Consider the following 12,522-nt stretch of genomic DNA (forward strand, 5'->3'; position numbering starts at 1 on the left):
TGACCATGAACAACGAGACCACTCAGCATTCCGGCGCCTGGGTCACCTTCACCTACGCCTCCTTCATCGGCTCGGCGGCCATGGTCGGCCTCGGCATCCTGTTCATGCCCATGGACATCTGGATCAAGGGCTACCTCGCCATGGGCACGATCATGCTGGTCCAGTCCTGCATCACCGCCACGAAGACGATTCGCGACGTCCATGAGGGTCGCCGCATGGTCAACCGGATCGAGGACGCCAAGACCGAGCGTCTGCTGATGTCGGTGGGTAAAGATTGACCGGACCTCGATTGACGATGGGCGGGAGGGATGGGACATCCCTCCCCCATGACGATGTCCGACACGACTCCGCCACCGCCCCCCGAGGCCGAACTCGCGCTCCTCAAGGACGAGGTGACCACGTGGTTCGCGAGCCTGCGCGACCGGATCCTGGCGGAGCTGGAAGCGATCGAGGCGGAGGCCGTAGGGCCGTTCCATCCCGATGCCCCGGCCGAGGCCGGACGCTTCGTGAAGACCCCCTGGAAGCGCACGGACCATAGCGGCACGCCCGGCGGCGGCGGCACCATGTCGATGCTGCATGGGCGCGTGTTCGAGAAGGCCGGTGTCCACGTCTCGCAGGTCTTCGGCGAGTTCGCGCCGGAATTTCGCGCGCAGATGCCGGGCGCATCGGAAGACCCGCGCTTCTACGCCACGGGCATCTCGCTCATCGTCCATCCCTGGAACCCGCATGTTCCGACGGTTCACATGAACACCCGCTTCGTCTCCACGACGAAGACGTGGTTCGGCGGCGGGGCCGACCTGACCCCCGTCCTCGACCGGCGCCGGACGCAGGACGATCCGGATACGCTGCGGTTCCACGCGGCGATGAAGGCGGCCTGCGACGCCCATGCGCCGGCGGCGGATTACGACCGCTACAAGGCGTGGTGTGAGGAATACTTCTTCCTCAAGCATCGCAACGAGCCGCGCGGGATCGGCGGAATCTTCTACGACTACCACTGGACCGGCGATCCGAAGGCCGATCTCGCCTTCACGAAGGATGTCGGCCTCGCCTTCCTCGATGCCTATCCGGCCATCGTGCGCGCGAATCTCTTGACGCCATGGACGGAGGAAGACCGATTGGAGCAGCAGGTGCGGCGCGGGCGCTACGTGGAATTCAACCTGCTCTACGACCGGGGCACCATCTTCGGCCTGAAAACGGGCGGCAACGTCGCCTCGATCCTGTCCTCGCTGCCGCCCACCGTGCGCTGGCCGTGAGCGACGACCTTCCGACCCGGTTCGCGCCCCAGCAGGACGCGGCGCTCAAAGCCATCGCCGAGTGGCGCAAGGCCGGCGGTCCGCAGGTGTTCCGCCTGTTCGGCTATGCCGGCACCGGCAAGACCACCCTGGCGCGCCGGATCGCCGACGATGTCGAGGGCAATGTCGTCTTCGGCGCCTTCACCGGAAAAGCGGCTTCGGTGATGCGGTCGAAGGGCTGCCACGACGCCGCGACGATCCACAGCCTGATCTATCGCAGCAAGGAGACCGAGGAGGGAGGGCCGGCCTTCACCCTCAACCGCACCGGCCCGGTCTCGAAGGCGGAGCTCGTCGTCATCGACGAGTGCTCCATGGTCGATTCGGATCTCGGCAACGACCTGCTCTCCTTCGACAGGCCGGTCCTGGTTCTCGGCGACCCCGCCCAATTGCCGCCTGTGCGCGGCGGCGGCTTCTTCACCGAGGCCGAGCCCGACGTGATGTTGACCGACGTCCACCGGCAGGCCGCCGACGACCCGATCGTGCGTATGGCCATGACGATCCGTGAGGGCGGCCGGCTCAGCATTGGCGAGTATGGCGAGAGCCGCGTCGTCTCGCGCCGCTCCCTCGACCCGTCGAGCGTGCTCGAATGCGACCAGGTCCTCGTCGGCATGAACAAGACGCGGCGGCTCTACAACAACCGCCTGCGGGAGCTCGCGGGCCATACCGATCCGATGCCGGCGGTGGGCGAGAAACTGGTCTGCTTGCGCAACGACCGCACCAAGGGCCTGCTCAACGGCTCGACCTGGACGGTTCATGCCCTCCGGGCCGCGCCACGCGCCGACACGATCCGCCTCGATGTCGTGCCCGACGACGACCCGGCCCTGAGGCGGCGGCCCATCGACATCAAGGTGCTGCGGGCGGTGATGTCGGGCTCGGAGGAGGAGATCCCGGCCTTCCTCAAGCGTGAAACCGACGAGTTCACCTACGGCTACGCCCTCACCGTCCATAAGGCGCAGGGCTCGCAATGGGACAATGTCGTGCTCTTCGACGAATCCTTCGCCTTTCGCGAGCACCGGGCCCGCTGGCTCTATACCGGGCTGACCCGTGCCGCCCGCGCCATCACCGTGGTTGTGTGAGCGAGGGCGATGCCGTCTTGCCCGCGTCATCGTCCTCTGAGACAACGGCGAGAACGAAGGGGGAACTTGCATGGTCTTGACGGGACGGTGCCGCTGCGGAGCGATCCATTACAGCGCCGAGGGCGAGCCGAGCCATAGCGCCCTGTGTCATTGCGCCGATTGCCGGCGCTCGTCCGGTGCTCCGGTGGTGGCCTTTGCCCTGTTCCCGGCCGAGCGGGTGACGATCTCGGGTCACCCGACCGATTACGAATCCTCGCCCGGCGTTATCCGGCAGTTCTGCGGCACCTGCGGCACGGGGCTGTTCTACCGTAACGAGGCGGTCTTTCCTGGCCAAATCGACATCCATACCGCGACCCTGGACGATCCCGAGGCGCTGCCGCCCCAGGTCAGGATTCAGATCGCCGAGGCCGCCTCGTGGTTCGCTCGGTTCGAGACCCTGCCGGCCTTCCAACGCTACCCGGAATAGCGCGGTAACGCTCCGGCGGAGGTTGGAGTCCGCGTTCTGAAAGACTACCTGACACCGGTCAGAACCAGACCGGAGTCAGCCTTGTCCCATTCCGCATCCGGCGGCCCGCCGCAAATGCACGCAACCACGATCCTGATGGTCCGCAAGGGCGGCAAGGTGGTCATCGGCGGCGACGGGCAGGTCAGCCTCGGCCAGACCATCGTGAAGGGCAATGCCCGAAAGGTGCGCCGCCTCGCCAAGGGCTCCGTCATTGGCGGGTTCGCCGGGGCGACAGCCGACGCTTTCACCCTGTTCGAGCGGCTCGAAGCCAAGCTCGATCAGTATCCCGGTCAACTGACCCGCGCCTGCGTCGAACTCACGAAGGATTGGCGCACCGACCGCTACCTGCGTCGTCTCGAAGCGATGATGTTGGTGGCGGACAAGGATGTGAGCCTGCTTCTGTCGGGCGCGGGCGACGTGCTCGAGCCGGAAGGCGGCGTCATGGCGATCGGATCGGGGGGAAATTACGCCCTCGCCGCTGCCCGCGCCCTGGAAGATGGCGAGCACGATGCAGAGGCGATCGTCCGGCGAGCACTCGGCATCGCGGCGGAAATCTGCGTCTACACGAACGGCAATCTCGTCATCGAGCAGCTGGAGTTTTCTGCATCTTAGTGCCGGATTGCAGCTCCGATTAACGTAAACTTGCGGATGTTCCCCTAGCGCTATCGGCTGTCTTTCTTGGAAAGCTGGCCGACGGCGATGCGCATCAAAGCTAAAATTCTAGGTTTCGTCGGTCTCTGCTCGATGGTGACGCTCGTCGTCGCCACGATTAGCATCATGTCGCTCCAGACCTTCAACACTGCGCTCACGGATGCGAAACTCGCCTCCCAGCGGGCCCTCGACGCCGCGAACATGAACCGGCTCGTCACCAGCGTCGTGGTCGAGTCGCGCGGCATCTACGCGGCCAAGGATACGCAGGATGCCGAGAAATACGCGGCCCGGCTGAAGAAGAACCTCGAGGCGATGAACGTTCTCCTGACCGCATGGGCTCCGAAAGTGCCAGCGAGCGAGCGGGCGCTCTTCGAGAAGATCACCGCCGAAGCCGCCGGCTTCACTACTCTGCGTACGGAAACCGCACGTCTCGGCACGCAGGTTTCGCCGAAGGCCGCCGCCGAACAGGGCTTCAACGAGGCCAACCGCGCCAACCGTCAGGCTTTCCAGGACAGTATCGAGACGCTCGTGGCTCATAGCTCGGCCGAGGTCGAGGCTATCGACCGCTGGACGGACACGCTCTACGCCGAGCGCCTGAACCTGCTCCTGGCCTTGGCGATCGGCGGAACCCTGGGCAGTCTTCTCATCGGTGGCTTCGTCGGAGCGCGGGGGATCGCCCGGCCCCTGGCCGGCGTCTCCGCCGCGATCCGCCGCCTCTCCGAGGGTGATCTCACCCTTCCCGAGACGAAGGCCCGACGCGACGAGATCGGCGAGATCTGGACCAGCATGCGGGTCTTCTCGGCAACGATGAAAGAGGCAGCGGAGCTGCGGATCCAACAGAACGAGGCCGCCGGTATCGCGGGCCAACGTCGCCATGCCGAGATGGGCGCCCTGGCGGATCGCTTCCAGGGAAGCGTCGGCCAGATGGTGGGCACCCTGGCTGGCTCGGCCGCCGAGATGGAACTCACCGCCCGGACCATGGCCGCCACCGCCGACCAGACTAACCGGCAATCCACCGCCGTGATGAATGCGGCCAACGAGACCGCCATGAACGTTCAGGCCGTCGCGGCGGCGACCGAGGAACTCGCGGCGACGGCCAACGAGATCGGCGCGCAGGTCTCCCAGACATCCGCCGCCGCTGCCGGCGCAGTGGAAAGTGCACGCCGAACTTCGGAGCGTGTCCGTGTTCTCGCCGACAGTGCGTCCCGCATCGGCGACGTGGTCGCCTTGATCTCCAACATCGCCAGCCAGACCAATCTGCTCGCCCTGAACGCCACCATCGAGGCGGCGCGCGCCGGTGAAGCCGGTCGCGGCTTCGCCGTGGTCGCAGCCGAGGTGAAAGGGCTCGCCGCCCAGACCGCGAAGGCGACGGACGAGATCACGGTTCAGATCGCCACGATCCAGGAGGCGACCCGCGACACGGTGGGCGCCATCGAGGAGATCGGCTGCACCATCGGCACCGTCCATACGATCGCGATGGGTGTCGCGGCGGCGGTAGAGCAGCAGCAGGTGGCCACGCAGGAGATCGCCCGGAGCGTCAACGATGCCGCGCGCGGAACCCAGGCCGTCACCGATACGATCGCGGACGTGCAGCTGGCCGCCGTTCAGACCGGGGCCGGCGCGTCCCAGGTTCTGGCCGCCGCCGAGCAATTGACGCAGCAATCCAACAGCCTGGGTAACGAGGTCGAGGATTTCGTCGGCGGCATCCGAGCAGCCTGACCGTCTTGCCCGACCATCTGGAAAGGGCGGGTGCCGACGCTTAGATCGGGGTCGTGCAAGACCGCGTGCTTCTCCTGACCCACCGCAACGATCCCGCCGCAGGCTCGCCGCATCTGGCCGGGCCGGCGGCGTTCCTGCATGAATGGGCTGGCTCTTCCGACAAGTCGGCGTCTCGTCTCATCGCTGGCCTGTCCCGGTGCTCGCCCGCTGCAGGCCGCGTCAGGTATCATTCGCTGACGGATCGGCTCGGCGCCCTCCCCTCATCTCGGGCAGCTCAACTGCCGCATTCGACCGGAGCGTGATGACAACTTTCTCCCCCCGCGAAATCGTCTCGGAACTCGACCGGTTCATCGTCGGCCAGCATGACGCCAAGCGTGCGGTCGCCATTGCCTTGCGGAACCGCTGGCGCCGTCAGCAGCTCGTGGGGCCATTGCGCGAGGAAGTCGCGCCGAAGAACATCCTGATGATCGGCCCCACTGGCTGCGGCAAGACCGAGATCGCCCGTCGGCTGGCCAAGCTCGCCGGAGCGCCGTTCCTCAAGATCGAGGCAACGAAATTCACCGAGGTTGGCTATGTCGGCCGCGACGTCGAGCAGATCGTGCGCGACCTCGTGGAGGTCGGTATCGGCCTCAAGCGCGAGGAGAAGCGCCGTTCTGTCAAGGCGAAGGCCGAGGCGGCGGCGGAATCGCGCATCCTCGATGCCCTGGTCGGACCGACATCGGGCCAGGCCACCCGCGAGAGCTTCCGTAAGAAGCTGCGGAACAGCGAGCTCGACGACAAGGAGGTCGAGATCGAATTGTCGGGCGGATCGCCCACCGGTCTGCCGATGTTCGAGATTCCCGGAATGCCCGGAGCCTCCATGGGGGCGGTCAATATCGGCGACATGCTCGGCAAGGCGCTCGGTGGCCAGAAGGGCAAGCCGAGGCGCATGACCGTGCGCGAGGCTTACGCGCCCCTGCTCGCCGAGGAATCCGACAAACTGGTCGATTCGGAATCGCTGACTCAGGAAGCGATCCGCGAGGTCGAGAACAACGGCATCGTGTTCCTCGACGAGATCGACAAAATCTGCGCGAAGGAAGGTCGTTCGTCGGCGGATGTCTCGCGGGAAGGCGTACAGCGCGACTTGCTGCCGCTGATCGAGGGAACCACGGTGGCGACGAAGCACGGTCCGGTGAAGACCGACCACGTGCTGTTCATCGCCAGCGGCGCTTTCCACGTCTCCAAGCCGTCCGATCTTCTGCCCGAGCTACAGGGGCGCCTGCCGATCCGCGTCGAGCTGCAGCCTCTCACGGTGGAGGATTTCAAGCAGATCCTCACCACCACGGAGGCGAGCCTGCTGAAGCAGACCGTGGCGCTGATGGCCACGGAAGGCGTGACCCTGGATTTCACGGACGATGCCGTGGACGCCCTCGCACGGGTCGCCGTGGAGGTGAATAATTCGGTGGAGAATATCGGCGCGCGCCGGCTCCAGACCGTGCTGGAGCGGGTGATCGACGACATCTCCTTCACTGCCACCGACCGGTCGGGGGAGACCGTGGCGATCGACGCCGCCTATGTTCGCGAGCGTGTCGAAAGCCTCGCCGCGAACGCCGATCTCAGCCGGTTCATCCTGTAGTCCTCGTCCCGGCGAGGATTCAGGCCGCGACGGCCGTGAGGAAGCGTCCGATCTCGGCTTCGAGTTCGGCCGCGACGTTTTCCACCTGGGCGGCGCTGCCCTGGACACTTTCGGCCATCGTGGCTGTGCTGCGGGCTGCCCCCGTGACGGTGCCGAGATCGCGTGCGATCTCCACTGAGGTGGCGGCGGTGTTCCCGGCATTGCGTGAGATCTCGCCCGTCGCCGCACCTTGTGCGGCGACGGCTGTCGCGAGCTCGGTGGTCATCGCGCTGATCGCACCCATCCGATCCGTCACGCGACCGATGGCATGGGCGGCCTGATCCGTCGAAGTCTGGACGGATGCGACCTGACTGGCGATCTCGTCCGTCGCCTTCGCGGTCTGGCTCGCCAGGGCTTTCACCTCCGCCGCCACGACCGCGAAACCACGGCCGGATTCGCCGGCCCGCGCGGCCTCGATCGTGGCGTTCAGGGCGAGGAGGTTGGTCTGTTCCGCGATGGCCCGGATGAGACCCACGACGGTGCCGATGCGTTGCGCGGTATCGGCGAGCTGCCCCATCTGCTGGTTGGTGGCGGACGCTTCGCTAAAGGCTGCGTCGATCTCGGCCTTGGCGACATCGAGGCGGGCGCCGATCTCCACGATCGAAGCGGAGAGTTCTTCCGCGGCGCTTGCGACGGTCTGCACGTTGGCGGAAGCCTCGCGCGAGCCTGCCGAGGCGCCTTCCACCGCACGGGTGGCATCCGAAGACGCGTCCGACATGGCGGCGGCGCGGGTCCGAAGCTCGCCCGTCTGCGCGCCGACCAACCGGACGGATTCTGCGACTTGCGCTCGGAAACGGGCGATCTCGGCCTCGATGAACGCACGGCGGTCCTGAATGTCCTTGGCACTCGCCATCCGCTCGGCTTCCAGTTCGCGGGCCTTCAGGCTGGTTTGCCGCAAAGCCTCGAGGGCACGGGCCACGGCACCGACTTCGTCTCGTGCGTCGCGATAGGGGATCGCACCCTCGAGATCCCCTGAAACGAGACGGGAGGTCCGCTCCGCGACCACGCGAATGGGTCGAAACATGCGGAACGCGGCAAAGCCCAGGACGAGACAGGCCAGGAGCGCCACGGACAAAATCGTCCAGCGCACCGTCGAGATGGTCTGGGCCTGGACCACGTCGTAGGCTTCGAGGGACACGCCTACGAACAGGATGCCGTTGACCCGACCCTTCGCATCTTGCGTCGGTTGATAAACGGTGTGGTACCGGCGGCCGAACAGGGTCGCGGGCCCGAGATAGGGTTTTCCGCTGCGGATCAGTGCCTGAGCGGGGTGGTCGACGGCGAGGTCGGTGCCCACTGCCCGCTCGCCATTCTCCTTCTTCACCGTCGTGACGCGCCGCACGAAACGGTCGCCCGCCGAATCGTAGGCGAAGACCGTAGCGGTTCCCCCGACATAGGCGACGGTGCGGTCGACGATGGATTGATCGCTTAATGCGCCGAGGTCCGGCGATCTGGCCAAGGTTACCCGATCCCCGTCGAATCCGATCTCTGCTCCGGGGACCGCATCTCGATAGACCAAACTCAGCGTTCGCAGATGACGGTTCCCATCGGCAGCCTGCTTCTCCTTGAGCTGGTGATCGATCTCCCAGTTCGTTGCCATGAGAAGAGTCACGGATACCAGAATAATCATTGCCGCCGTGAGGAGGATGACTCTCCCGGTCAATGATCGAAGATACAACATCATGCCACAATCCAAGCACAGAAATATGGTCGAGGCATGTAGTGAAGCACGATATATTTATCGGCCTATTAATAGTGCCCGTTGATTTGACAAAGCAGTCTAATTTTTTATCTACAATTATATTTCTGATTTCTACTCGATCCGCGGCAGATAAGGAGATGAATTGTGCTGTTGATAGTCGCCCCTATGGAACTGCCGGGCGCCGAACCGCTATCCGTCTCACCGGGTTTCCCAGACTTGTCCCGGACGCAGGGCAACGAACCGCTCCGGCGGAATTCCGCCCGCCGCGCATGCCACCGCCAAAGCCTCCGCCGGCTGTTCGATGCCCTCATCGGTGAGGCGGAACGTGCCCCAATGGTGCCCGAGTACCTGGTCCGCCCCGAGCAATCCGGCCGCGACGACGGCGTCGGCCGGGTTCATGTGCTGGGCTTTCATGAACCACCGTGGCTCGTAAGCCCCGATCGGCAGGGTCGCGAGGCGAGGAGGACCGAAGCGCTCGCGGGCATCGCGGAAGATCGCGCCATCGGCGAGACCGGTATCGCCGGAATGATAGACGACACCGGACGGGCTGGTCAGGACGTAGGAGCACCACAGCGCCATGCGCTTGTCGTTCAGCCCTCGCGCCGACCAGTGGTTGGCCGGTGTCATATGCACGGTCAGGTCGCCGCCGAGATCGATGGACTGACCCCAGTCACGCGTCTCCACATGCATCGTATCGTCGTAGGACCGAAGGATGCTGTCATTGCCCAGCGGCGCGACGATCAGGGGCTGATAGCTTTGCCAGAGCCGCGCCACGGTCGGCCCGTCGAGATGGTCGTAATGGTTGTGGGTGATGAGCACGACGTCGATGGGCGGAAGAGCGTCGAAGGCGATGCCCGGAGGATTGACTCGCTTCGGACCTGCCAGGGAAAACGGGCTGGCGCGGGGGGCGAAAACCGGATCGACGAGGATGTTGCGGCGCGCGACCTGGAACAGGTAGCTCGCATGGCCGATGAACGAGACGCGCAACCCGTCGACGCGCTCGGGCGGCGTATCGCTGAAGGGGCTCGGAAACGACGTCGGCCAGGCGATCCCGGCCCGCTCCCGCTTCCAGCGCAGGATGTCGCCCAGCACCTTGTCGGGCGGCTGATCGACGCCGTGGAATTGAAGCCCGTCGAAATTATCGGTGACGGGGCCGTTGTAATAGGGGTTTCGGCCCTTGCTGCGCCGGTGCGCCGCGTAGCCGACGCCGCCTAGCGTCATGACGGTGACCGCGGACAGGGTCGCGAGAAGGCTTTGCCGTTTCATCGTTCCGAGATGGCGGTGGCCGCCGGGCAATCAAGACGCGTGCGTCAGGCTTCGCACTCCTTCGGCATCACGGCGACCAGTTCACCAGCGAGCGCGCGGATCTTGCGATGAGCCTCGACCTCGACCTCCTCGCGGGTCTTGTTCTCGGTGGGAATGGCGACCACGCCGGTGATCCGCCCATGCGCGCCGATGAGCGTGAAATTGAATCGTCCCATGCGGCTGCGGCGAACGACGTAATGCGGCAACGGTTCCGTCCCTTCCAGAAGGCATCGGCCTGAAAGGAGCAGCTACGGCGCGACTGACGGAAAAGTTTCAGGACCGCCAGCGCAATTCCTGCTGAACCAGCGGGTTGCGGAAGGGCCGCGTCTCGCGCGCCGCCTGAAGGGCTTCCCGCTTGAGACGGAAGTACCATTGCGACGGGAGATCGCTCTGGCCGAACAGCACCATGGTCGGCTTCCGGTCGAGGCCGGCCTGGGCGTGCTGGAGCACCTGCTGGTCCTGCGTCAGGAACTGCCGCATGAGCGGCCGCGCAAGCGGCTTCAGCAGGTTGAGGAGCGGCATGTTCCAATAGAGGGCGTTCGTCAGCAGGGTGCGATTGTGCGTGAGCGGTGTCGCGAAGGTGTAGTTGGCCACCCGCTTGGCTCCGGCCTCGATCCGCTCCAGCCGCACGCCCGGCAGGCGGAACTCGATTTCGACCTCCGGTACACCGCCCAGCAACTTGTAGACCGGCGAGCTCGTCGTCGTGGAATGGCTCGACATGGTGAAGCCGTGCGGCGTCGGCGTGAACGTCTTCACCTTCTCCCGTAATTCCTTCGACGGCCGGAACCACCAGGAATCGTGGACGAAGGCCACGTGGCCGGGGTCGACGAGGCTCAATGTGGTGAGGTCGAACGAGGCCTCGACCACGAGTTCGACCACGAGGGAGCCCGCCGCCTCGAAGCCGAGCTCCGGTAGGGGCGGCAGGTCACCGCCCGGCGCACCCAGGAAGGGATTCACCCAGACGAAGCCGGCGCTCTCGCGAATGGGGAAGCGCTGGACCGTGATCCGCGTGAAATCCGCCGCATCGGCGGAGGAGAGGGTCGGTACGTCGCGGCAGCGTCCATCCATGCCGAAGCGCCAGCCATGGAACGGGCAGGTCACAGCTTCGCCGTCGAAACGTCCCTTCGACAGGGCCATGCCCCGGTGCGGGCAGCGGTCGCGCATGGCGAAGGCAGTTCCAGCCTTGTCGCGGCCGAGCACGATCTGCTCGCCGTTGAGTTCGACCGCCCGCAAGGTGCCGACTTTCAGCGTGTCGGAGCGACCGACGCAGTAGAAGGCGTCGGGCAGCGGCTGGCGCATGGCGTCCGGGTCGAGGGCCGCGTCGTCGGTCGCCGAATGCGTCGCCGTATCGGCCTTTGCCTGGGTCGGCAGGGATGAGAGCATGACGGGCTGCGATTGTCCTGTATCGGTCTCGCCTCCGGCGACGCCCGATCCGTTCGGATATCGGCCGATGCGTGGCGAAGAGCGCCCCGTCTTACGCTTCGGTGGCGGCGGTGACCATAAGCGGCGGTGACCATGAGCGGGAAGGACCGGCCGCGTTCGGACACCCGCATGCTCGGCTCCGCGCCGCGCCCTTTTTCGCGCGTCTTCGGTGCCCCCCAGCGGCGAGGCGCCGCGCCCACCGCATCGGGGCTTTTCAAGCCGCGGATCCGTGATTAGCTTGGGGTTCTCGCAACGAACGAAAGGAGGTGATCCAGTGTCTCATTGCCTAAATCAGCCGCTTACCTCGGCTAACCGGACCTGGAACGTCGCCTCCGGCGCGCACGCCTAGCGCGTTAGAGGACCCCTCATCGGGTTCGGCCGAACGGATAAGTGGTTCGGCAATGGAAGGGCCGCCCTCATGGGGCGGCCCTTCGTCGTTTGGGTGTTGGCGGTTGGATCGTTCAGCGCTTCTGGAAGAGAGGCTGCGCCAGCGCCTCCGCACGGGCCATCCAGAGATCGCGGTCGGAGCAGGCCTCGGCGAGTTCAGCGGCCTCTCTCTCGGAGCGCATGCGCGCCTCGTCGAGTTCCTCGATCAAAAGGGCTTGCAATTCGCTGAGACGGTCGCGCTCGGCGCGCAACTCATGAAGTTCGGCCATCTCCTTCTCCACATGGGAGCGCAGGCGGCGTAGTTCCTGGGCGAGAACGCCTTGGAGCTGGTCGTACCGGTCGCCCTCGACCTGGAGCTTGGCCTTGAGCATGAGATTCTCGGCCATGAGTTCCGAGAGGTCGTCCTCTGCCGGTTCGGCTTGAGCGGGCGGCGGGACGACCCGGGGCGACCAGGACTGAGCCTGCGGCTCAGGCTTCTCGACCGCGGCCGGCCTCTCGAACAGCGCGACCTTGTCAGCCGCCGGCCTGTGCGGCTCGGCATGCTGCGACGCGACCGCCGCCTGTTCCTGTGCGGTGGTAGCGGCCTTCATGGCCGCCAGCCAATCCCGCAGGGGTCCGGGTGCCGGACGCCCATTTACTTCCTGTGCCTGGTTGTGACGGGCTGGTTCCGACATCGCTCGCGTCCTCATGTGTGAGGAGCATTGGATCAAACCATGCTTAACGAACCGTAAAAGTTAAGGAAAATTAGCTGTCCCGAAACGCGGAAAATCCGAGGCTTTCACATTGAGGCGGACGTCCTCGGGTCGTCT

At 65.6% G+C, this 12,522-nt stretch carries 12 protein-coding genes; 7 read left to right on the forward strand and 5 right to left on the reverse strand.

The window, feature by feature from the left end; translation table 11 throughout:
• The first annotated feature begins 5 nt into the window (after positions 1–5).
• From ACYQOP_RS25295 to hslU, 7 genes are all read left to right on the forward strand, one after another.
• On the forward strand, positions 6–278 hold the full coding sequence (locus ACYQOP_RS25295) for a YiaA/YiaB family inner membrane protein (RefSeq protein ID WP_018042308.1): 273 nt from the start codon (positions 6–8) through the stop codon (positions 276–278).
• Positions 279–332: 54 nt separating this feature from the next.
• Positions 333–1,253: an oxygen-dependent coproporphyrinogen oxidase gene (gene hemF, locus ACYQOP_RS25300; RefSeq protein WP_461225474.1), complete on the forward strand. Its 921-nt coding sequence runs from the start codon at positions 333–335 to the stop codon at positions 1,251–1,253.
• Positions 1,250–2,368, forward strand: coding sequence for an ATP-dependent DNA helicase (locus ACYQOP_RS25305; protein ID WP_056429842.1), 1,119 nt, complete (start codon positions 1,250–1,252; stop codon positions 2,366–2,368). The genes hemF and ACYQOP_RS25305 overlap by 4 nt, the downstream gene beginning before the upstream one ends.
• Before the next feature lie 70 nt (positions 2,369–2,438).
• Positions 2,439–2,834, forward strand: a complete 396-nt coding sequence (locus ACYQOP_RS25310) for a GFA family protein (RefSeq protein ID WP_207413589.1) — start codon at positions 2,439–2,441, stop codon at positions 2,832–2,834.
• 114 nt (positions 2,835–2,948) lie between these two features.
• Positions 2,949–3,485 (forward strand): ATP-dependent protease subunit HslV, encoded by a 537-nt coding sequence (gene hslV / locus ACYQOP_RS25315; protein ID WP_056429836.1) that lies wholly within the window; start codon positions 2,949–2,951, stop codon positions 3,483–3,485.
• An 87-nt stretch (positions 3,486–3,572) separates the two neighbouring features.
• Entirely contained in the window at positions 3,573–5,243 is a 1,671-nt protein-coding gene (locus ACYQOP_RS25320; RefSeq protein WP_461224852.1) for a methyl-accepting chemotaxis protein, read from the forward strand.
• Positions 5,244–5,544: 301 nt separating this feature from the next.
• Positions 5,545–6,858 (forward strand): ATP-dependent protease ATPase subunit HslU, encoded by a 1,314-nt coding sequence (gene hslU / locus ACYQOP_RS25325; protein WP_207413585.1) that lies wholly within the window; start codon positions 5,545–5,547, stop codon positions 6,856–6,858.
• A gap of 19 nt (positions 6,859–6,877) precedes the next feature.
• Here the strand turns inward: hslU and ACYQOP_RS25330 are convergent, their stop codons facing one another.
• The 5 genes from ACYQOP_RS25330 to ACYQOP_RS25350 all read right to left on the reverse strand — a co-directional run bounded on the left by ACYQOP_RS25330 (position 6,878) and on the right by ACYQOP_RS25350 (position 12,387).
• Entirely contained in the window at positions 6,878–8,356 is a 1,479-nt protein-coding gene (locus ACYQOP_RS25330; protein ID WP_461224854.1) for a methyl-accepting chemotaxis protein, read from the reverse strand.
• A gap of 441 nt (positions 8,357–8,797) precedes the next feature.
• Positions 8,798–9,865: an MBL fold metallo-hydrolase gene (locus ACYQOP_RS25335; RefSeq protein ID WP_461224856.1), complete on the reverse strand. Its 1,068-nt coding sequence runs from the start codon at positions 9,863–9,865 to the stop codon at positions 8,798–8,800.
• 44 nt (positions 9,866–9,909) lie between these two features.
• Positions 9,910–10,110, reverse strand: coding sequence for a hypothetical protein (locus tag ACYQOP_RS25340; RefSeq protein ID WP_428406025.1), 201 nt, complete (start codon positions 10,108–10,110; stop codon positions 9,910–9,912).
• Positions 10,111–10,177: 67 nt separating this feature from the next.
• Entirely contained in the window at positions 10,178–11,287 is a 1,110-nt protein-coding gene (locus tag ACYQOP_RS25345; RefSeq protein WP_461224858.1) for a Rieske 2Fe-2S domain-containing protein, read from the reverse strand.
• A 500-nt stretch (positions 11,288–11,787) separates the two neighbouring features.
• Positions 11,788–12,387: a hypothetical protein gene (locus ACYQOP_RS25350; RefSeq protein ID WP_244478089.1), complete on the reverse strand. Its 600-nt coding sequence runs from the start codon at positions 12,385–12,387 to the stop codon at positions 11,788–11,790.
• Between the last annotated feature and the right edge of the window lie 135 nt (positions 12,388–12,522).

It is taken from the genome of Methylobacterium sp. CM6247, assembly GCF_054817925.1.